This is a genomic window from Halobellus rarus (assembly GCF_024494595.1).
GTDB lineage: Archaea > Halobacteriota > Halobacteria > Halobacteriales > Haloferacaceae > Haloquadratum > Haloquadratum rarum.
Window position 1 is genome coordinate 158855 of the sequence record NZ_JANHDI010000008.1, and the last position, 21987, is coordinate 180841.

Annotated in this window: 18 protein-coding genes; 10 read left to right on the top strand and 8 right to left on the bottom strand. The window is 64.0% G+C overall.

The genetic code is table 11. The features are described 5' to 3' along the window. Window positions 1-23 precede the first annotated feature (23 nt). Window positions 24-1370, top strand: a complete 1347-nt coding sequence (locus NO876_RS10590; RefSeq protein WP_256421639.1) for an alkaline phosphatase family protein — start codon at window positions 24-26, stop codon at window positions 1368-1370. A 57-nt stretch (window positions 1371-1427) separates the two neighbouring features. On the opposite strand, the gene NO876_RS10595 is transcribed toward NO876_RS10590, so the two are convergent. The 6 genes from NO876_RS10595 to NO876_RS10620 form a co-directional block, all read right to left on the bottom strand. Next, the gene (locus NO876_RS10595; RefSeq protein WP_256421640.1) at window positions 1428-2516 is read right to left on the bottom strand and encodes a tubulin/FtsZ family protein; all 1089 of its coding nucleotides are present in this window, start codon (window positions 2514-2516) and stop codon (window positions 1428-1430) included. 1505 nt (window positions 2517-4021) lie between these two features. Further along, complete coding sequence (locus tag NO876_RS10600) at window positions 4022-4456, bottom strand: type IV pilin domain-containing protein (RefSeq protein ID WP_256421641.1); 435 nt, start codon at window positions 4454-4456, stop codon at window positions 4022-4024. 755 nt (window positions 4457-5211) lie between these two features. After that, window positions 5212-6426 carry a Fe-S cluster assembly protein SufD gene (gene sufD, locus NO876_RS10605; protein WP_256421642.1) on the bottom strand — a complete coding sequence of 405 codons (1215 nt, stop codon included), beginning with the start codon at window positions 6424-6426 and terminating at the stop codon, window positions 5212-5214. Window position 6427: 1 nt separating this feature from the next. Next, a complete protein-coding gene (gene sufB, locus NO876_RS10610; protein WP_256421643.1) occupies window positions 6428-7858 on the bottom strand; it encodes a Fe-S cluster assembly protein SufB in 1431 nt (476 codons plus the stop codon). A gap of 58 nt (window positions 7859-7916) precedes the next feature. Then, entirely contained in the window at window positions 7917-8828 is a 912-nt protein-coding gene (locus tag NO876_RS10615) for an ABC transporter ATP-binding protein (RefSeq protein ID WP_256421644.1), read from the bottom strand. 160 nt (window positions 8829-8988) lie between these two features. After that, window positions 8989-11727, bottom strand: coding sequence for a DNA-directed DNA polymerase (locus tag NO876_RS10620; RefSeq protein WP_256421645.1), 2739 nt, complete (start codon window positions 11725-11727; stop codon window positions 8989-8991). Between the two features lie 145 nt (window positions 11728-11872). Between NO876_RS10620 and NO876_RS10625 the strand changes: the two genes are divergently transcribed. From NO876_RS10625 to NO876_RS10635, 3 genes are all read left to right on the top strand, one after another. Further along, window positions 11873-12061, top strand: coding sequence for a DUF7331 family protein (locus tag NO876_RS10625; RefSeq protein ID WP_256421739.1), 189 nt, complete (start codon window positions 11873-11875; stop codon window positions 12059-12061). A gap of 137 nt (window positions 12062-12198) precedes the next feature. Next, a complete protein-coding gene (locus NO876_RS10630) occupies window positions 12199-12594 on the top strand; it encodes a DUF7322 domain-containing protein (RefSeq protein WP_256421646.1) in 396 nt (131 codons plus the stop codon). A gap of 119 nt (window positions 12595-12713) precedes the next feature. Further along, window positions 12714-13166 (top strand): DUF7346 family protein, encoded by a 453-nt coding sequence (locus NO876_RS10635; RefSeq protein WP_256421647.1) that lies wholly within the window; start codon window positions 12714-12716, stop codon window positions 13164-13166. Between the two features lie 24 nt (window positions 13167-13190). On the opposite strand, the gene pan1 is transcribed toward NO876_RS10635, so the two are convergent. After that, window positions 13191-14408 carry a proteasome-activating nucleotidase Pan1 gene (gene pan1, locus NO876_RS10640; RefSeq protein WP_256421648.1) on the bottom strand — a complete coding sequence of 406 codons (1218 nt, stop codon included), beginning with the start codon at window positions 14406-14408 and terminating at the stop codon, window positions 13191-13193. Between the two features lie 176 nt (window positions 14409-14584). Here pan1 and NO876_RS10645 point away from each other — a divergent pair, with 176 nt between their 5' ends. The 5 genes from NO876_RS10645 to nth all read left to right on the top strand — a co-directional run bounded on the left by NO876_RS10645 (window position 14585) and on the right by nth (window position 20413). Then, complete coding sequence (locus NO876_RS10645) at window positions 14585-14848, top strand: MarR family transcriptional regulator (RefSeq protein ID WP_256421649.1); 264 nt, start codon at window positions 14585-14587, stop codon at window positions 14846-14848. A gap of 61 nt (window positions 14849-14909) precedes the next feature. Continuing rightward, window positions 14910-15308: a DUF7966 family protein gene (locus NO876_RS10650; RefSeq protein ID WP_256421650.1), complete on the top strand. Its 399-nt coding sequence runs from the start codon at window positions 14910-14912 to the stop codon at window positions 15306-15308. Between the two features lie 102 nt (window positions 15309-15410). Beyond that, window positions 15411-16925 (top strand): DNA double-strand break repair protein Mre11, encoded by a 1515-nt coding sequence (gene mre11, locus NO876_RS10655; RefSeq protein WP_256421651.1) that lies wholly within the window; start codon window positions 15411-15413, stop codon window positions 16923-16925. After that, window positions 16926-19658 carry a DNA double-strand break repair ATPase Rad50 gene (gene rad50 / locus NO876_RS10660; protein WP_256421652.1) on the top strand — a complete coding sequence of 911 codons (2733 nt, stop codon included), beginning with the start codon at window positions 16926-16928 and terminating at the stop codon, window positions 19656-19658. A gap of 68 nt (window positions 19659-19726) precedes the next feature. Next, window positions 19727-20413, top strand: a complete 687-nt coding sequence (gene nth, locus NO876_RS10665) for an endonuclease III (protein ID WP_256421653.1) — start codon at window positions 19727-19729, stop codon at window positions 20411-20413. A 47-nt stretch (window positions 20414-20460) separates the two neighbouring features. Here nth and NO876_RS10670 read toward each other — a convergent pair whose 3' ends face one another. Next, the gene (locus tag NO876_RS10670; RefSeq protein ID WP_256421654.1) at window positions 20461-20943 is read right to left on the bottom strand and encodes a DUF7321 family protein; all 483 of its coding nucleotides are present in this window, start codon (window positions 20941-20943) and stop codon (window positions 20461-20463) included. Between the two features lie 125 nt (window positions 20944-21068). On the opposite strand from NO876_RS10670, the gene NO876_RS10675 reads away from it, so the two are divergent. Beyond that, window positions 21069-21947 (top strand): DUF7319 domain-containing protein, encoded by an 879-nt coding sequence (locus NO876_RS10675; protein ID WP_256421655.1) that lies wholly within the window; start codon window positions 21069-21071, stop codon window positions 21945-21947. Window positions 21948-21987 lie beyond the last annotated feature (40 nt).

A 21987-nucleotide genomic window follows, 5' to 3' on the forward strand; every position in this document is an offset into this window, starting at 1 on the left:
ACTCACGGCGGAATACGACCTGTATGGGATTGTTCGACCGGCTGCGCGGAGACGGTGATCCGCGCGTCGCTTTCATCGGTATCGACGGCGTGCCCTTCAGTCTCCTCGCCGATAACCCCGACACGTTTCCGAACTTCGCCGCACTCAGAGAGGAGGGCACCGCCGGCGCCATCGAGAGCATCGTGCCGCCGGAGTCCTCCGCGTGCTGGCCATCGCTGACGACCGGCGTGAATCCGGGCGAAACGGGCGTCTACGGCTTCCAAGATCGGGAGACCGGCTCCTATGACACCTACGTTCCGATGGGCAGGGACGTGCAGGCGACGCGCCTGTGGGACCGCGTGACCGACGAGGGCCGACAGGCCAGCGTGATGAACGTCCCGGTGACGTTCCCGCCGCAGCGGAACGTCCAGCGGATGGTCTCGGGCTTTCTCTCGCCTGGGGTCAAGAAGGCCGCCCACCCCGACGAGTTCCGCGACGAACTCGATTCGATGGACTACCGCATCGACGTCAACGCCAAACTCGGCCACGACGACGACAAATCCGACTTCGTCGAGAACGCCCACGAGACGCTCGATAGACGCTACGAGGCGTTCTCTTCGATTCTCGAACGCGACGACTGGGACCTCTTTTTCGGCGTCTTTATGACGACTGATCGGGTGAACCACTTCCTCTTCGAGGACTACGAGCGCGACGGCGAGAACCGGGCGGCCTTCATCGAGTTCTACGAGAAGGTCGACGAGTACGTCGGGAAGATCCGCGAGTCCCTGCCCGACGACGTCACGCTCGTCGTCGCCTCCGACCACGGCTTCACGACGCTCGATCACGAGGTTCACTGCAACGCCTGGCTCGAAGAGCAGGGCTGGCTCTCCTACGAGGACGACGACCACGAGGAACTCGGCGACATCTCCGACGACACGCGCGCGTACTCGCTCATTCCGGGTCGGTTCTACATCAACCTCGAAGGCCGCGAACCGCGCGGGGCCGTTCCCAAAAGCGAGTACGAGGAGACGCGCGAGGAACTCAAAGCCGAACTGGAGGCGCTCGAAGGCCCCGACGGGAAGAAAGTCGCCGACCGCGTCGTCGAGAAGGAAGACGCCTTCCGCGGCGACCACGACGACATCGCGCCGGACCTCGTCGTTGTCCCCAACCACGGCTTCGACCTCAAGTCCGGCTTCAAGGGTCACGAGGACGTGTTCGGAAAGGGCCCCCGAAACGGGATGCACAGCTTCGACAACGCGTCGCTGTTCGTCGACGACGCCGACGTCGAGATCGCGGACGCCGACCTCTACGACATCGCGCCGACGATTCTGGACCTGATGGAGGTCGACTACGCCCGCGCGGAGTTCGACGGCGCGAGCCTCTGTAAGTAACCTATCCTGCGGCTACCGTTCATCCGACACTCAGGTCTCGAACACTGGACAGGTCGCCTACAACAGGTCGTCGAGTTCGTCGTTCGCCCACTGCGCTCCGGGATCCGACGCCCGCTCGGGCGTCGTTTCTTCCTCTTTCTCGGCGTCCTTCGCACGCTGCATAAACGCCTCCAGCCGGTCAGAGCGCTCGACACCGCCGAGGAGGATCAACGTCGCGAGACGGCCGCTCGAAAGCGGGAAGTCGCCGCCACGAACCTGCAGACTGCCCGTCTCCTCTTCGACCCAGCGTCGGGCGCGCTCGACACCCTTCCGCGGGATGGCGTCCTGCTCGCCGGCGACGACGACGAGGGCGGCATCGGCGTCAGTCGCATCCGGGAGACTCGATCCCGTCAACAGCGCGCGGCGCGTGGTGCTCATCACGGTGTTGATGTTGCCCTCTGCGTCGGGGGCGGCCTCCGCGGAGGCGTAGCCGAGCGCGGCGATGCCGCCGTTTCTGAGCGTGTTGATGATCTCTGAGGAATCGACGACGCTCTCGGCGACGCCCTCGACGGACTCGCCCGAGGCGAGCAGCAGGCCGACCCGCTTTGCAATCTCTTGGTTGATCGAGTCGAACCCTTCGGTGACACTCTCACCGGCCGAGCGGAAGGCGTCGTTGTCGACGAGAAGCAGCGAATCGGCCTCACGGACGAACGTTTTCAGCGACCGGCCGGCGTTGACCTGGTACAGCGCACCCTCGTCGCGGCCGGGGAGGATTCCGAGGCCGTAGACGGGGACGTCGTAGATCCGCTTGAGTTCCTTCGTGACGACGGGTGCGCCGCCGCTGCCGGTTCCGCCGCCGAGGCCGGCGACAACGAGGATGGACTCGGTCCCGGCCGTCACGCGGCCATCCAGTGAGGCGAGTACCTCTTGGATATCGGACTGCATCACCTCCGCGCCCAGTTCGTTGTCGCCGCCGACACCCTGGCCTTTCACACGATCCTGGCCGACGAGAACGGTCTCGAAGGGGAGGTCTCGGAGGTCGGCCTTCGCGGTGTTGATCCCTACCGCGCCGCGGACGGCACCGAATCCCATCCGCTCGTCGTATTCGACCAGTTCGCGGGCGAGTTTCCCGCCGGCCTGGCCGACGCCAATCAGGACGGACTTCATATCTGATGTCTCGCAGTAACGGCCCTTGAACGTTGGTGCCGAGCGTTTATGTACGGTGGTGCAGGGCGCTAACACCTCGCCATTCACGGCGGGGATACAGCGCCCGTCATCAGCTACTTTCACTGTGCGCCGAAGGTTCAGGTCCCATCGGTTCGTTTGGGTGGATGTGCGTGGAAAACTGGCAGTTGACTCGGTGTTTACCTCACCAAAATGTAAGCCGCCCACGCCGACTGTCGGTAAACAACTAGGTAACTCGAAGCCCCGTGCGGGTACGAGTATCAGCTTCGTGGCAACGCCAGCAGCTGACAGTCCACGAACCGTAGATTCCCACCCAGCCGAATTGACGGGAGTAACATAAGAACCTCGGGAAGCGTCGCTCTTCAGAGCGGCGAGGATGTCACATTTCACCGCTGGACCACAGGGTATGAAAACGAGTACGAACCACCCAGAGACTCGACGGATTTGGCCTCACTCGAACACGACTTGAGGCGTTCGACTGTCGGCTGTCGCCCATCGAGAACGTATCCAATGCGTTCTGCAACCTCTTCGATGGGAATCGACGCCGTCTCCTCGACGCGGCAGGTCATCGATAATAGATGAAACGGACGGAATTTCGGTACAATGTCCGTCTGTGTCAACGGCCCTGCCCTGACGCTCGCTTACGTGATGCCAAATGCCCGGACGGCGTCGGCTGAGATAGTCACACCCGAATCGGAGTACGTGACAGAATGGCCGGTCACATCCTCGATGAGAGCCGCGACATCACGGAAATACGAGGGTGGTCGTGAACTCTGAATGCGACGTGTGGCTTTCCCCTCGTATCCGATTCCGCGCTCCCGGACGAGTAACTCTGCACTATCGGCCCGTACCGAGGGGGGTGCGGTTTTGACCCAGTTGGGAAGCCCAGTAACGGTCTTGGCTGTCTTCCCGCCAATCGGCGCACCCGCGGCGAGGAGTGTCCGTCCGAGAACACTAGAATGCGCTCGAGGCCACAACTCGGGGGTTCGACCGTCGGCCTCAAGCCGATACCCGACGCCCGCCGTTTCGAGTGCGCGCTCGATCTGTGAGCGCCCAACCGTCGTTGCGGGCGTCCACGATGGCCGTCGTCCGGCTGTATCGATGCTCCCGCACGCGAAGATAGCAATACAGAGCTGACTGAGCGCCCGTATCTCGGCAGTCCATTCATCGGATAGCCAACCGAGATCTGTTGCGATGTCGATCGCGTGGACGCAGTCCGGTTTGGATCCATCGAGCCACGGTCGAACCCGACTGCGAGGGATTTCGAGACGCCGAGCGACGTTCGTGCTGCTGGTGTCAGGACCGAACTGCATCGCTTGCCGGTACTGCTCGACGATGTCGTAGGCGTCCGCGACAGAGGGGTGTGAATAGGTGCGGGCGAGCTTTGATTCGTCAAATAAGACTCCCATCCTGTTCACACGTCCGAGATTACGTATTTCTCATAGCGTCCACAAAAGATAGTCGAAGAATGGCTTTCGAGCGGCGTTTTAGATTGTGTACGTACTGTCGTGGATGACAGTCCGTTCCTCGCCGTCAGCTCCGACAGCCGTTACGATAACCTGTATCTCGTTATCACTGCCATCAGCACCAGAGTTTTCCTCGAACTTCGCACTATTTCCCACTTGATCGAGCACAGTTGAATTTTGAGCCTCCGTATTCTCAGAGACAGCCTCTCCGCTCACATTGACCTCGAGGTGGTCCGCGTTGCTGTTACTGTTCCAGGTAACCGTGACCTCCCCCGGGTCGCCGTTGTCTGACTGAACGGTGGCTCCAGCCTGGACGCCCGTCGAAAGATTACCACCGAGATTCAGTACGAAAGTACCGATCACGGCGGCGAGAATCACAGTTATGGCCACCATAAGGATGACCCCGATAACTGGCGATACTGCTCTGTCGTCTGTGAATAGGTTGCGTAATTCCATTGTTTGTACGACACGATCAGGGTGAAAGCTGACTCCCCATCAGCCCCCCAGTGTGTCTACTTGAAAGGATACACTCACCCTTAATAAACCTCAGCATCAAAATATCAATTCTTAGAACTGAGTTAAGCACTTCTGAACTGTGAATACACAATGAAAACGTCGGGCGAAGAGTGGGGAGTAGCCACGACGTCAAACTCGTGCCGTACATGAACCTCTGCTGGCTGCGAGGTCCATCGGTCTCTTTGGTGGCTGACAGTATAGGTGTTCTGTATGCGCAAATTGATACTGCACTTTCCAACTGGGTTTGAACTCGTGTGTACGCACGCTGTCTTGATGGTTTAAGCATCGGATATTGTACTCCGCTGAATAGCGATCTAATCAGCCAATATCACTGGCTTAGACGAATAAACCGAGGAATTTGACTTGTCCTCTTCCGTTTAGATCAAACTGTGACCAGTTGAGTGAGCAATCCGACCGCCCAAATTAGCAGTCCAAAAACGAGGAGATACGTTATCGGCTCATATTCACTGACAATAGGATTCTCTTCGTACCGCACTAATCCGAACAGGTTAGTCAGTAATAGAATACCCACACCAATAAGCTGTAATACTGCACCAGCCGTTAACCGTCAATTCCAACCTGGATCAATAATAAGATTCTGACAAAAAAGAAACAGATAGCGACTAATCTGGAGGGATGTATTTACGTCAATTTAACGGGCACACATAAAACCGAAAATCAGCGATCGATCGCCGTTACCGGAGTCGCGCGGCGATCAGCTCTTCGAGATCGTCGCGGAACTCGTCGACGGCGATCTCCTCGAGGACGGGCACGAAGAAGCCCTCGACGAGCATGTTGCGCGCCTGCTGGTCCGGGATCGACCGCGACACCATGTAGAACAGGTCCTCCTGGTCGACCTGCCCGACCGTCGCCGAGTGCGACGCCTCGGTGTCGTGGTTGTGGATGATCAGCTTCGGCGACGCGTCGGCCTCGCTCTCGTCGGAGAGCATCAGCGTGTTCTCGCGCTGGTACGAGGAGGTGTTCCACGCGTCGCGGCCGACGTCCTGGACGCCCTCGTACACCGAGCGCGCCTGGTCGTCGAGGACGCCGCGGGTGACGAGGTCCGCCGTCGTGTTCTCGGCCTCGTGCCAGACGCGCGCGTTGACGTCGAAGTGCTGGCCGCCGTGGCCGAAGAACGCGCCGACGATCTTCGTCTCCGCGGAGTCGCCGTTGAGTTCGGACTCAACGTCCGAGCGAGTGAGCCGGGACCCGAGGTTCCCCTCGATCCAGTTCACCGTGGCGTAGGTGCCGACGTCGGCCCGCTTGAGGGTGTAGCTGTAGGTGTCCTCTTCGAGGTTCTGCAGCGACCCGTACTGCACGTAAGAGTTCTCGCCCGCGTCGATCTCGACGAGATTCGAGAAGTACCGGGCGTCGGCGTCGCTCTCGGCACCGGATTCGATGCTTTCCAGAATCGTCACCGACGAGGACTTCTCGGTGACGACGAGCGTGTGACTGAACAGCGAGCGGGAGTTCATCTCCGCGCGGATCGTCACGTCCTCGGCGTCGACGCCCTCGGGGACGTAGACGACGGTGCCGGTGGTGAACAGCGCGGCAGACAGCGCCGTGAGGTAGTTCTCCTGAGGATCGATCGTCGACCCGAACGCGGACTCGACGAGGTCGGGGTGCTCTTCGAGCGCTTCGACGAACGTGAGGACTTCGACGCCCTCGTCGGACGTCCGCTCGGTCTCGTCAGCCTGGTCGAGCGGGTCGACCAGCGACTCGAAATCGAGCGCCTCGAGGTTCGTCCAGCGCCGGCCGGGCGTCTGGATAACGTCCGGCAGGTCGAGCGTTTCGAGCGCGTCGAGCGCGTCGAGTCGCGCCTCGAGCAGCCAGTCGGGCTCGTCCCGACTCTTGGAGATCTCTCGAACCGTCTCCGTCGACAGGTTCGCGGGAAGTTGTGCGCTGCTCATACTATCCGAGGCTCCCCTCCATCTCGAGCTCGACGAGGCGGTTGAGTTCGACCGCGTACTCGATCGGTAGCTCTTCGGTGATCGGCTCGATGAAGCCCGAGACGATCATCTGTTTCGCGTCGTCGTCGTCGAGGCCGCGCGACTGGAGGTAGAAGATGTCCTCGTCGCCGATCTTTCCGACCGTCGCCTCGTGGGCGACGTCGACCTTCGACTCGTTGATCTCCATGTACGGCATCGTGTCCGACGTCGACTCGTTGTCGAACATCAGCGCGTCGCACTCGACCGACGTCGAGGAGTTCTCCGCGCCGTCGGCGATGTGGACGAGGCCGCGATAGTTCGTGCGGCCGCCGTCCTTCGAGATCGACTTCGACTCGATCGTCGACTTCGTGTCGGGCGCGTTGTGGTAGACCTTCGCACCGGTGTCGATGTTTTGGCCCTCGCCCGCGAAGGCGATGGTGATGTGGTTGTCGGAGGCACCGGGCCCTTTCAGCACGGTCGACGGGTAGAGCATCGTCGCCTTCGAGCCCATCGACCCGGAGATCCACTCCATCCGGCCGCCGGCCTCGACGAGCGCGCGCTTGGTGTTGAGGTTGTAGGTGTTCTTCGACCAGTTCTGCACCGTCGAGTACTGGACGTGGGCGTCCTCGCCGACGAACACTTCGACGCCGCCGGAGTGGAGGTTGAACGCAGAGTACTTCGGGGCCGAACAGCCCTCGATGTAGTGGACCTCCGCGCCGTCCTCGGCGACGATGAGTGTGTGCTCGAACTGGCCCATCCCTTCCGAGTTCATCCGGAAGTACGCCTGCACCGGCATCTCGACGGTGACGTCTTCGGGGACGTACACGAACGAGCCGCCGGACCAGACCGCGCCGTGCAGCGCGGCGAACTTGTTGTCCGACGGGGGAACGCACTTCGTCATGAAGTGCTCTTTGACGATCTCTTCGTGCTCCTGGACTGCCTCGTCCATGTTGCAGAAGATGACGCCCTTCTCCTCCCAGCGCTCCTGCATGTTCTGGTAGACGACCTCGGACTCGTACTGCGCGCCGACGCCGGAGAGCGCGTTCTTCTCGGCTTCCGGAATGCCGAGTTTGTCGAAGGTGTCTTTGATCTCGTCGGGGAGTTCGGTCCAGTCGTCGACGCCCGCGCGGACGTCGACGTCCGGCCGGATGTACGGGACGATCTCGGCGATGTCGACCTCCGAGAGGTCCGGCTGGCCGGGCCAGTCGGTCGGCATCGGCATCTCCTGGAACTGCTCTAAGGCTCGGAGCCGTCGGTTCAGCATCCACTCGGGCTCGCCTTTGTCCTCGGAGATGACGCGGACCGTCTCCTCCGTCAGGCCCTTTTCGGTCTGAAACGCCGAGGACTCCTCCTTCTTGAAGTCGAATCGGGCTTCCGTGTCCGTGTCTTTGAGGTGGTCTTGTTCGGAACTCATTGTTGGTAGTGTGTGTTTACGGTTCGTTGCTTATGAGGCTGTGCGTAACTGAACATAGTTACGCCGTCTCGTAGACTTCTTCGCGGACCCAGTCGTAGCCCTCGTCTTCGAGTTCCTCGGCGAGCGACGCGTCGCCGCTCTTCGCGATCTTGCCGTCGAGCATCACGTGGACGTGATCGGGCTCGACGTACTCGAGGATCCGCTGGTAGTGGGTGATCTGGAGGATGCCCGTGCCCTGCTCGTCGCGGAGGGCGTTGATCCCCTCGGAGACGTCCTGGAGTCGGTCGATGTCCAGTCCGGAGTCGATCTCGTCGAGGACGGCGATCGACGGTTCGAGGATGGCCGCCTGCAGCACCTCGTTCTGTTTCTTCTCGCCCCCGGAGAACCCGGCGTTGAGGTAGCGCTGCATGAACTTCTCGTCCATGTCGAGCAGCTCCATCTTCTCTTTGAGGAGCTGCTGGAACTCGGCGACGCCGACCTCGCCCTCGTCGACGGGGCCTTCCATCGGCGAATTCTCGTAGCCCTCGTCGTCCTCGTCGGCTTCCTCGGCGTCGTCGTCTTCGAAGAGTTCCTCGCGCTCTTCGATCTTGGCGTTGAGCGCCGTCCGCAGGAAGTTCGTCATCGTGACGCCCTCGATTTCCGCGGGGTACTGGAAGCCGAGGAAGATACCGAGCGCCGCGCGCTCGTTCGGCTCCAGTTCCAGAAGGTTCCAGGTGCGTTTGTCCGCGGGTATCTCGACGTCGTCGCCGAACTCGTCGTCTTCGAGGTGGAGGAGAACTTCCCCGTCCGTTACCTCGTAGGCGGGATGTCCGGCGATGATCTTCGCCGTCGTCGACTTCCCCGACCCGTTCGGTCCCATCAGGGCGTGGATCTCTCCGGAGTTGACCTCCAGGTCGACGCCACGAAGAATCTGTTCGCCGTCTTCCTCCGCCACGCTCGCGTGGAGGTTCTTGATTTCGAGTGTAGCCATCGTTGTTTCGTTGCCTCGTATCACTAAAATGGGCGCTTGCACCCATAATGGTTACGCATTCCCCACCCGTCGCTTCACTGTGGGTAAAAATTATTTGTGTTTTGCGAAACCAATATCGGCTACGTCGCTGGCTCGGCGGGTACGGGGTGTCCGAGACAGCTCACACGAAACTGCCGAGCCCGGTCTGCTCCTGCCCGGACTTCACCTCGTCCCACGACATCCCGAGCGCCTCGATGATGCGAGCGATCGGACCTTTGAGGGTCTTCTCTAACATCTTGTCCCAGTCGACCTCGAAGGCCTCGGGGAGCTGGTCGTCGTACTCGATGCAGATGACGTCTGGATCGCGCTTGAACTCGCCGTACAGGGCGTCGCGCTGGGGATCGAAGCCCTCCTCGCTCTCCATCTTTCGGAACCACGAGGGGTGGACCTTCCGGAGGTAGAGCCGCTTCGGCTTCGATCCGCGGCCGAAGTTCGTCCCGAGGAATTCGTTGGCGTACTTCGCGCCGCGGACCTGCGCCGTCGCCGTGTCGTAGGCGTCCAGTCGCTTGCCGATGCCGCCGGGAATGCCGATGTCTTCGACGGGTACCTCGCCGGTCTCGAAGTCCTCGATGATCCCGTTGAGGTAGTCGGCGATCTCCTCGTTGTCCTCGCCGTAGACGATCATCTCGATGACGCGCTTCTGCACCTCCTTGGTGATCGGCGCGATGTCCGAGCGCTTGTACTCGAAGCCCGTGATGTCGATGTCGTCGACGTCCTTACCCTCCTTCCAGACGATGTGACCGGCGTAGCGCTTCTTTTTGCCCGCCTGGAAGAACCGGCGATACAGCTTCTCGAACTCGATCTGGAAGCGGTGGTGTTCCGCGTCCAGTTCCCGAAGGGCGAACTCGTCGTAGGAGTCGTTGATGTGATCCTCCAACTCGAAGGACTGCTCGATGGCCTCCTCCTTGGAGACGTCGCCGCCGAGTTCCAACATGACCGAGTCGGTGTCTCCATAGATGATACGTTTGCCGAGTTCGTTCGCGGACTCGGCTGTGTACTCGATCACGTCACGGCCCGTTGAAGTGACGGCAGCGCCCATTTCCTTGTCGTATAGCCGGAAGCGATCCCACCCCAAAACGCCGTACAACGAATTCATAATAACCTTGACAGCTCCTTGCTGTCGATCGTACTGCTCGTACGCCGCGGTGTCGGGATCGTTCTCGTTTCGCAGCGACTTCTTCTCCTCGCGCTCTGCGAGCAGGTCGTCGATCATCTCGCGGATGATCCCGTCCGGTTCGCGCCGAAAGTGCGTCCCGTTCGGGGCCTTGAACGTGTCGCCGTCGTACTCCTCGGGGTCGACCTTCGTCTCCGGCGACGCGTTGATCGTCACCATACACATCGGATAGAGACTCTTGAGGTCGAGCACCGTCACGTTCTCTTTGACCCCGGTGATCGGATCGAAGACCGCCCCGCCCTCGTAGTCCTCGGCGTTGGCCTGTCCCTTCGAGGGGAGGGCGAAGCGGCCGTGGGCCTCGTGGAGGATGTACACGTCGACGGTGTCGCCGGGCGTCGTCGCGTCCTCCAGTTTACAGCCGACGAACGTGCGCACCTCGTCCCAGAAGGCGATGACGTCCTGTTTGCGGTCGATCTCGACGCAGAGTTCCACGTCGCGGACGTTGTACTCTAAGAGACGCTCCGGTTCCTGCTCCCAGAGGTCGCCGATGTCGCCGGCGTAGCGCTCCTTTCCCACATCCAGTTCGAGTTCGCCGACGGCGTCGAGTCTGTACGATTCGAGTTCGGAGAACTGGGTTCGCTTGTAGGCGTACAGCAGGTCGAAGACGACGCGGCCCTTCACGTTGGGGCCGCCCCACCCGCTGCGCCAGACCTCGTCGATCCGGGAGAAGCGCTCGGGGCTGAGGTCGTACTCGGAGGTGGGATCCAGTAGCTCCATCCGGTCGAGGAGGTACGGCATATCGAAGTCCTCGAAGTTCCAGCCCGTCAGCACGTCCGCGTCGGTGTCTTCGATGTAGGTGACGAACGCGTCGAGCATCTCGTCTTCGCGCTCGAAGGAGCGGACGTCGACTTCGGTGTCGTCGCGGAGCGGTTCGTAGTCGGCGAGGTCGTCGGGGGAGTCGACGCCCTCGCCCGCCTCGGGGGCGTCGTAGAGCCACGCGACGTACTCGTCTCGGTAGGAGTCGTGGCTGGTGAGACAGACGATCGGTTCCTCGCCCTCCTCGGGGAAGCCCGAGCGGTCGTCGACCTCGATGTCGAAGGTGTTCACGCGGAGGTCGGCCTCGACCGCGACGGGTTCGATCTCGTCGTGGGGGATCTGGATCGTGCTGTTCTCGTTGGTTCCCTCGCTCTCGTCGTCCGCTCCGAGTCGTCGGGCGGGGACGCGGATGCCGCTCTTGATGTCCTTGTCGATCAGCAGGCGGTTCGGAAAGAGGATGTCGGCCTCGTAGTGCTCGAACTCGTCGCGAATCTGCCCGACGTCCCGCGGCGTCTGCGTGCAGATCTTCGTGAGGTCGTCGCCGCGGATGCTCTCGAAGCCCTCCTCGGTGCGCGTGATTACCTCCTTGTCGAGTTTGTCGTCGTCGAGCGTCTCCGTCGGCGCGTAAAAGTAGGGCTCGAACCCGAGCACGCGGACGTGTTCGACCTCGTTCTCGCGGGTCCGACCGAACACGTGGAGGACGGGGTACTCGCGGTTGCCGCTCCCCTCGATGGAGTAGTTCACCTGCGTCACCATCAACTCGACCGTGCCGTCGGCGTCGGGAAAGCGGATGTCCTCGGCGTCGACGACCTCGGAGACGTGCTGGCTGCCGTTGCCGGCGACGGCGACCGCCTCCTCGTCGGGCCGGGAGCCCTCGGCGGCGTCGTCCTCGCCGCCGCTCCAGTTGTCCGTGAGCCCTGCCTGTTTCATAGCGTCGCTTTCGGCATAGCCGAGTAAAAGGTTCGGCATTACACCCGACCGACCCCGTTCGGCTCGCCCGCGCGGAAGTGTCGGTCGGGGGTGTATTGACCCGAGCACAAGACCTATACTGTGGTACAACATACCACGATTCACGATGGTCGACCCTGCAGACTCCGAGCGGACGGATCGGTCGCCAGCCGCGCCGGCGCGGATGGGCGAAGCGAGCGGACTCGCGGAGGTCGAGTCCTACGACGTCGACGGCGGGATCGTGTTCTACGATCCGCAGAACCCGCTCGCGTGGGTCGAAGCCTCGCAGACGGTGACGCTCACAGAGCACTGCTGATACCGTCGAACGAACGCTCGACGGCCCGAGGTCGCGTTTTCGACGGTCCGAGGCCTCGTTTTCGACGGTCGCGAACGGACAGCGCCTGCGTCCCGCGGAACGAACCGTTTTTGCGGTCACCTCCCCTCGCTACGAGCGTGCCGAGCGACTTCGACGAGTGGCCCGACGAACCCGACGAACCCGACGAACCCGATGAGCCGGATCCCGAGGCGCGCTGGGGTTCGCCCGAGGAGGACCTCGTCTCGGTGCCCTCCGTCGAGATACCCGGCGAAGGTGAAGAGGAGGGTGCAGGCGTCGAGATCGACGGCGACCTCGCGAAGTTGTTCTGGGTCACGGTCGTGTACGCGAACGTCGCGCTCGCGGGGATCAGCATCGGCCTCCTGCTCGTCGCGTTCCGCGGGCAGTGGGGCTGGGGCGGCGGCGCGGTCGCGGTCGGTCTGTTCGCGCTCTACCGGACGTACGACCTCTATCGCACCTATCAGGAGGAGTTCGGCGGCGAGGGCGACGAGGGCGACGAGCCGGCCGACGAATGACTGTCGGCCTGTTCCGTCGAACAGGACCCGGCGAGCCGTCGCGACGACAGCGGGCCACGCCGGCGAGGTCCAGACCCACCAACGCAACCGATAAGCGCCCGTCGACCCACCTCCCGGCTATGCAGACCGTCCGCGACGCCGACGGCGAACGCTACTTGCTCGTGAAGCGCTCGACGGATTCGAGCCTGGTTCGCGATCCGGAGACCGGCGCGGAGCGCTACCTCCCGAACGGGGAGTTGCGGTTCGGGGCAGAGGAGGAATCGCCGCTGTCGGTCGCCGCCTCCGGCGTCCCCGAAGCGGTCCGCCGCGTCGTCTCCGCCGCACACGACGAGCGCTCGCTGGGGCTGCTCGTCGAACTCGCGGACAGAGGACCGATTTCGGTCGTTGAACTGCTCGATGCGTATGATCTGTGTGAATCCGATCTACACGGTCTGCTCGCGGAGTTTCGCGCGGCCGGACTCATCGACGAGGCGACGGTCCACGGCGAGCGCGGGTACGACGCGACCGAAGTGACGGAACGCGCGGTCGCGGCGCTGCGTGTTGGTGACGAAAGCGAAACCGGTTCGAGATAGTACGAAAAACGCGCAGAGAGCCGATCAGGCGAAGGCGCGGCTCGCAGTCCCCTCGTCGACGGTCTCTGCCTGGATCTTCTCCCAGGCCTCGACGAAGTCCGCCATCGAAATCTCGGTGCGGTCGTCGCGGATCGCGAACATCCCGGCCTCCGTACAGATCGCCTTGATGTCGGCGCCGGAGGCGTCGTCGGTCAGTTCGGCCAGTTGCTCGAAGTCGACGTCGTCGGCGACGTTCATGTCGCGGGTGTGGATCCGGAAGATGATCGCACGACCCTCGTGGCCGGGTTTGGGGACCTCGATGAGGCGGTCGAAGCGACCGGGGCGGAGGATCGCCTCGTCGAGCATGTCGAAGCGGTTCGTCGCGGCGATGATGCGGACGTCGCCGCGCTCGTCGAAGCCGTCCATCTCCGAGAGCAGTTGCATCATCGTCCGCTGGACCTCGGCGTCCCCGGAGGTCTTCGAGTCCGTCCGCTTGGAGGCGATGGCATCGATCTCGTCGATGAACAGGACCGCCGGCTCGTTCTCACGAGCGACCTCGAAGAGGTCGCGAACGAGCTTCGCGCCCTCCCCGATGAACTTGTGGACGAGTTCGGAACCGGCCATCTTGATGAAGGTGGCGTCGGTCTCGTTGGCGACGGCCTTCGCGAGCATCGTCTTGCCCGTCCCCGGCGGGCCGTAGAGCAGCACGCCCGACGGCGGCTGGATCCCGACCTGCTCGAACATCTCGGGTGACTCCAGCGGCATCTCGACGGTCTCGCGCACCTCCTGCATCTGTTCTTCGAGACCGCCGATGTCCTGGTAGGTGATGTCCGGGCTGTGGTCGACCTGCATCACCCGGGCGCGGACGTCGGTCTCGTTGTCGAGTCGCTTGACCACCGACAGCGAGTTGTTGACGGCGACGCGCGCGTCGGGTTCGAGTTCCTCGCGCATCTCGTCTGTCACCTCGGTGAGCGCCTCTTGGTTGTTCCCGTGCTGTTTGATCACGACGCCGTCGTCGGTGAGTTCCTGTACCGTCGCGACGAACAGCGGCGACTGCTTGAGCTTCTTGTTCTCGTGGGTCAGTCGCTCGAGCTTCTGCTGGTACTTGTTGTTCTCGGCGTTCGCGTCCAGAAGTTTGTCCCGCATCTCCTCGTTTTGGGACTCGAGAACATCCAGTCGCTCTCTGAGCGCTTGGATCTTCTCCTGCTGCGACGCCGCCTCCTTGTCGTACGGGAGCTCGACGTCGTCCACAGTGTCAGTCATCACCCTCCGTAGGTCGTGGCTTCATAAGAGACTTCGGGTGGGGGTCACGCTACCGATGGACGAATCCCCTGTTCGGATCGGACGGACCGGGCGCCTGCACCGGATTTTTGATTCTTTGTAGTAATATATCTATACAGCAAATATTATTACCCTACATCTCCCAGTGGGAGATACACATGAGCACTACCCAGGCATTCGCGCCCGAAGAGGAGTCGACCGACCGCTGGGACCCGGTCCGCGAGATGCCCCCGAGTGCGAAACTCGTCGCGAAGGTCCTCGACTACAACGAGACGCTGACACAGAGCCAACTCGCCGAGGAGACGCTCCTCCCGCCCCGGACCGTCCGGTACGCGATCTCCCGACTCGAAGACGCCGGCGTCGTCGACTCGCGGTTCTCGTTCACCGACGCCAGAAAGCGCCTGTACACCCTCGATCTGTAGCGGAACTCTCCGGCGGCTTCACGTCCGGAGCTTCAAGTACGATGGCGGGACCACTGTCGCCGTGACCGAGTGTCAGTCTCCCGCCCCCGAACCGTCCCCGGAATCAGTCCGTCGTTCGCTCCGATCGCTCGCCGAGGGCTCCGCGCCGCGTCGCTCATCGACCGCTCCCGCGAGCGCCGGCTCTGACCCCGGGCCTCTCGAAGAAGTCGTCGAAGACGCCGAGCGCGCCGTCTCGTGTGCGGTAGCCGCGGCGGCGTTTCTGCTCGACGTCGGCCTCAACGCGCTCGACGACGCGGTCACGGCGGCGGAGCGCTGCGGCCACGATCAGGTGGCACAGCGGGGACGTCGGTCGCGTGCGATCCTCCGCGACCTCGATGCCGCGTTATCTGGACGCGACCTCGACGCCGCATCAGCCGGACACGATTCTGAGGGTGCCGTGATCGGCACAGCCAAACGGTGAGCGGGCGATGCCGCCACGCCGCGCCCCTCGACCGCCGCGAGGCGACCACTTCCGCTCCGCTCGCGGAACGGTTTTAGGACGTTACGCTCAAGAACGGAGCAGATGACACGGGTGATCCACACCGGCGACACCCACCTCGGGTACCAGCAGTATCACTCGCCGGAGCGCCGCGAGGACTTCCTCGACGCGTTCGAGCAGGTGATCGACGACGCGGTCGAGGACGACGTCGACGCCGTCGTCCACGCGGGCGACCTGTTCCACGACCGGCGGCCGGAGCTCCGGGACCTCCTCGGGACGATCCGCGTCCTCCGCCGGCTCAGCGAGGCGAATATCCCGTTTCTGGCCGTCGTCGGCAACCACGAGTCGACCCGCGGCGGTCAGTGGCTCGACCTCTTCGAGAACCTCGGGTTGGGCGAACGCCTCGGCGCGGAGCCCCGAATCGTCGGCGACACGGCGTTCTACGGGCTCGACCACGTGCCGAAGTCCCGACGGGACGACCTCGACTACGACTTCGAGCCGCACGACGCCGCTCACGCCGCGCTCGTGAGCCACGGCCTGTTCACGCCGTTCGCCCACGCCGACTGGGAGACCGAGACCGTCTTGGAGTGCTCGACGGTCGACTTCGACGCGGTGCTCCTCGGCGACAACCATGCCCCGGGTATCGAGACCGTCGACGGGGCGTGGGTGACCTACTGCGGGTCGACAGAGCGCGCCAGCGCCGCCGAGGAGGACGCGCGCGGGTACAACCTCGTGACGTTCGGCGGTTCCGAGGGCGACGATGAGGACGACGACGACGCCGTCAGCGCCGACGGCGAACCCCACACCGTCGACATCCGACGACGGACCCTCGACACGCGACCGTTTGTCTTCGTCTCCGTCGAGTTAGCGGAGGGCGAGGGCGCAGCGCGGGTCCACGAACAACTCCGCCAGCGCGAGGTCGAAGACGCCGTCGTCGTCGTCGAGGTGACCGGCGAGGGCGATCCGGTGACGCCCGCGTCGATCGAGGAGTCGCTCACGGAGCGCGGCGCGCTCGTCGCGCGCGTCACCGACCGCCGCGAGCAGGAGACCGACGCGGAGTTCGACGTCTCCTTCGCCGACCCCGACGACGCCGTCGAGGAGCGCGTCCGCGAGCTCGGGCTCTCCTCGGCCGCCCTCGACGTCGACGAGACGATCCGCGCGAGCAAGACCGCCGACTCGAACGTCCGCGAGGTCGTCGAGGATCGGGTGTCGGACCTCCTCGACGCCGACCGCGACGCGTTCTCGCCCGCGTCGGATGCACCACCCGATGGCGGGGGTTCAGAGGTCGGAGACGACGCGGACCCGACGGCCGAGGGAGACGACGCGGACGCAGCGGACCCGACGACCGAGAGAGACGACGCGGACGCAGCGGACCCGACGACCGAGAGAGACGAGGCGGACGCCAGTTCCGACGCAGCGCATAAAACCGAGACCGACGAAGCCGCCGAGGCTGCGGCCGACGTGGACACCGACACAGAAGTCGAGACCGAGGAAGACGCGGAATCAGAGCGCGACGTCGATTCCGGAGAGACCGGGACGGAACCCGCCGCGTCGGGGTCGAAACCGAGCGACGGACAGGTCACGATGGAGGACTTCTAGATGCGGTTCGAGCGAATCCGACTGCGGAACTTCAAGCCGTACGCGGACGCGGACCTCGACCTCCGCGACGGCGTCACCGTCATCCACGGGCTGAACGGCAGCGGCAAGTCCTCGCTGCTCGAAGCCTGTTTCTTCGCCCTCTACGGCGCTCGCGCCCTCGACGAGACGCTCGACGACGTCGTGACGACCGGCGAGGACGAGGCCGAGGTGTCGCTGCAGTTCGTCCACGCGGGCGAGACGTATCACATCCGGCGGGAGCTCCGGCGCTCCGGAGACCGGATGAGCACGACGACCTGCACGCTCGAAGGCCCCGACGTCGCTGTCGACGGCGCGACCGACGTCCGTGAGTTCGTCACCGACCTCCTCCGAATGGACGCCGAGGCGTTCGTCAACTGCGCGTACGTCCGGCAGGGCGAGGTGAACAAGCTCATCAACGCGACGCCGGCGCAGCGACAGGACACCATCGACGACCTCCTCCAGTTGGGGAAGTTAGAGGAGTACCGCGAGCGGGCCAGCCAGGCGCGGCTCGGCGTCGAGGACGTCCGATCGGAGAAACGCGGCGCGCTGTCGAAGCTCGAATCTCAGATCGAGGCCAAGGAGGACGCGAACCTCCACGCGCGGTTGAACGACCTGGAGACGGAGCTCTCGGAGGTGGATTCGGAAATCGAGCGCTTCGAGGAGAACGAGGCGCGCGCCGAGGAGACGCTCGCCGACGCCGAGGAGGTCATCGCGACCTACGAGGAGACGAAGGCGAAACTCGACGGTCTCGACGACGACGTCGAGGAGCTGCGCGAGACGATCCGGGCCGACGAGTCGAAACGGGACGACCTCCGAGACGAGGTCGTCGACCTCCGTGACCGGGTCGACGCGCTCGAATCCGACCTCGCCGCGGCGGTCGCGGAGACCGACCTCGGCGACGTCGCGGGCGACGCCTCCGAGTCCGGGGCAACTATCGACACCGACGCCGTCGATGCCGATGCGATCGAGAACCGCCGCGAGTCGCTCGACGAGGAGGAGGACGCGGTCCGCGAGGAGTTACAGGAGGCGCGGCAGCGCGAGACAATGCTGTCGAATCAGGCCGAGAAGCTGGCCGAGCGCGCCGAGGAGTTCGAGGAGCGCGCGGCGGAGACACGGGAGCGCGCCGACGAGGCCGAATCGACAGCTGCGGACGCCGAGACCCGTGTCGAGGAGCGCACCGAGGAACTGGAAACGCTCGACGACGAGATCGAATCGCTCCGCGAGCGGTTCGACGACGCGCCCGTCGACGTCGGCGAGGCGGCCGGCCACCGCGAGTCGAGACAGGAGTCGCTGCGGGAGACGCGCGAACGGGTTGCGACCACGCAGGCGGAACTGGAATCGGTTCGAGACCGCCTCGAAGAGGCGAAATCGCTCCGCGAGGAGGGCAAGTGCCCGGAGTGCGGCCAGCCGGTCGAGGGATCGCCGCACGTCGACGCCATCGGCGAGCACGAGGCGGAACTCGAGACGCTCGAAGCCGACCTCGACGACCTCCGAGAGGCGGCCAACGAACTCGAAGCGGACCTGGAGACGGCCGAGTCGCTGGCCGAGGCGGAGACGCGACTGGGGAACCTCCGGGAGAGGCGCTCGCTGATCGAAAGTAGCATCGAGGACGCGCGCGAGACCGCCGGCGAACGCCGCGGGGAGGCCGAATCGCTCCGCGAGCAGGCGAACGAGCTCGACGAACAGGCCGCGGAAAAGCGCGGGGCCGCCGAGGCGCAATCGGAGGCGGCCGCAGACGCTGCAGAGCAGATCGCCTCGCTCGAAGCCGATCTCGACGCGATCGATTCGGTTCGCGAGCGCCTCGATCGAGTCGACAGGCTGCGCTCGGAGATCGACGAGACCGAGTCCGAGATCGATCGGCTCCGGGAGCGTCGACGCTCGATCGCCGAGCGAAACGAGGAGCGTCGGGAGTTCCTGCAGGAGAAGCGCGAGCGGCGCGAGGAACTCGCCGAGGCGGTCGACGAGGAGCGCATCGAGACGGCGAAGGAGAACAAGACGAAAGCCGAGGAGTACCTGGAGAACGTCGCCGCGAAACTCGCCGAACTCCGCGAGAGACGCGACGCCCTCCAGAACGACATCGGCGGCGTCAGAGGCGAACTCTCGGAACTGGAGTCGCTCCGTGCGGACAGAGCGCAACTCGCCGAGCGGGTCGACGCCCTCGACTCCTTGCACGAGGAGATATCGACGCTCGAATCGACGTACAGCTCCCTCCGCGCGGAACTCCGCCGTCGGAACGTCGAGACGCTCGAACGGATGCTCAACGAGACGTTCGACCTCGTCTACGGCAACGACGCCTACTCGCGCATCCGTCTCGACGACGAGTACGAACTGACGGTCTTCCAGAAGGACGGCACCGCGCTCGACCCCGAACAGCTCTCCGGCGGCGAGCGCGCGCTGTTCAACCTCTCGCTGCGGTGTGCGATCTACCGGCTTCTCGCGGAGGGGATCGAGGGGTCCGCGCCGATGCCGCCGCTCATCCTCGACGAGCCGACGGTCTTCCTGGATTCGGGACACGTCTCGCGGCTCGTCGACCTCGTCGAGGAGATGCGTCGCCTCGGCGTCGCGCAGATCCTCATCGTGAGCCACGACGACGATCTCGTCGCCGCCGCGGACGACCTGGTGACCGTCGAGAAGGACCCGACGAGCAACCGCTCGTCGGTCGACCGCGTCGCCGACGCGTCGCTCTCGGCCATCGAGTCGAGCGCCGACGACTGACCGCGTCCAGAGCCGTCGGTGAGATCCGCGGTCGACAGCGTCAACACCGACGGACACGACCTCCGCGTATGGGCACGCCGCGTTCCGATCGCGAAGCACAGGCTGCGGAGGTTCTCGACAGGCTGTACGAGGAGTACCCCGACTCGACGATCTCGCTTAACTTCTCGAACCGGCTGGAACTGCTCGTCGCGGTCGTCCTCTCCGCGCAGTGCACCGACGAGCGGGTCAACGAGGTGACCGAGGAACTGTTCGAGAAGTACCGGAGCGCGGAGGACTTCGCCGCGGCCGACGAGGCGGAACTCGCCGACGACATCTACGGGATCACGTTCCACAACAACAAGGCCGGATATCTGAAGTCGATCGGCGAGACGCTCCTCGAAGAGCACGAGGGCGAGGTGCCGGACACGATGGCCGAACTCACGGACCTGTCCGGCGTCGGTCGAAAGACCGCGAACGTCGTCCTCCAGCACGGCCACGACGTCGTCGAGGGCGTCGTCGTCGACACGCACGTCCAGCGGATCTCGCGACGACTCGGCATCGCCGAGGAGGAATCGCCGACGAAGATCGAACGCGAACTGATGGACCTCGTTCCCGAATCGGACTGGCAGCAGTTCACGCACCTGTTCATCAGCCACGGCCGAGCGGTGTGCACCGCGCGCAACCCCGACTGTGAAGCGTGTGTGCTCGAAGACATCTGTCCGTCCTCGAAACTCGACGGCGACGTCGACCTCGCGTCGGGCGAGACTTGGAACTAGCGGACAGCACTGACTGACGGCTGACGTTAGCCGACGGCCGAATCTCTCTATCCGAGCACGTACCGACCGAGATACTGATACAGGCCGAGGAGCCACGCGAGGAACCAGAAGATCACGTAGCCGAAAACCCCGACTCGGAGTCGCCCCCGCCAGGCGCTCATATCCGGATGGAGATCGTCGAGGTCGACGTCCTGCTCCGGGTTCTCGTAGAGGTCGGCGTCGCGTTTCACCTGGAGGATGCGGACGATGCCGGTCAGCGCGAGTACCAGGAGTGCGTACGCCTGCAATCCCAGGATCGCGTGGAGGACGGTCACGCCGCCGAGTTGATCGAGCAGCCGCGGGAGCATCCACGCGAGGACCGGGATCGTGTTGAGCACGAGTCCGGGGACGATGAACTTCAGGTGGTACACGAGGACGTCCCAACTGACCGTCTCGGCGTCGATCATAATCCACGCGCCGTAGAGGTAGAACGGCAGACTCGCCGTGACCATCAGCGCGGCGGCTGTCGCGATGGCCGAATCGGATACCATCGCCAGGGATTCGGACTCCCGGCGGGTAAAGTGTCCGACTTCCCCGCGGCGTCGCGTCGCGAATGCGGCGGCGACGCGATACCGAACCGTTACCCTAAGGAGTGTGCCACTCCAACACCCGGAAAATGACGGAGTCCTCGGAGGAGCCGAACGCGGTGGATCGCCGCGCGGACCCGGCCGACACCGACGACGCGGCCGACGCCGCCGAGTCGGCGAGCGATACGCCCCCATCCGCGTCGAGGACCGCGACTGACGCCCCCGACTCCGAGTCCGAGTCCGACGACCTCGAAGCGCTCCGCCGAGAGGTCGAAGAGACCTACGACTTCGACGACTTCGGTCCCGCGGACATGGCGGAGATGAGCCTCGAAGAGTGGGAAGCCGCCTTCGATCCCGGGACGTGGATCGTCGGCGAGGAACTCCTCGATCGGGTGGAACACGAACTAACGGCGCGGGTCGCGATCCGCGAGATCTTCGCCGTCGTCGAACGGGTGAGCGACGGGCAAGACTACGTCGTCGCCTACTCGGACGAGGGGTACGCGGTCGTGTACGCCGACGGGAGCGTCGAGGGCGAGGGCACCGTGCTGCGCGACGTCAAGCCGACCGTCGCGCTCTGCTCGATGGAGAGTTACGATCTGATGGAGTTCCCGGCGGACGCGTCGCTGCCGGAGCCCGAGGACATCGTCGAGGGCAGCGGCGAGTTCGGGAACCTGATGCTGCAGGTCGTCGCAGGGGCGCAGATCGTCGTCGGTCTCGGCCTGTTGATAGCCTGGATCGCGCTCCCGTCGCTCTCGACGGTCGTCGCCCCGATCGCGGCACTCGGCTTCCTCGTGATCGGCTTCTTCCTCTTCTTGGTCGTGGCGAACGCCCGACTCTCCGATCGGTTCCGGACCGAGGAATTCCGCAACCGGCTCCGGGCGCTCGACGCCGTCGACGCGCCCCGACCGGACGTCTCGGATCGGGAATCGACTGCGGGCGGTACCGCGGACGAGGAAGCCGACACGTAGCGTCCGCTGGAGGGGGAGTCGGTGGGTTTAAGCGCGTTCC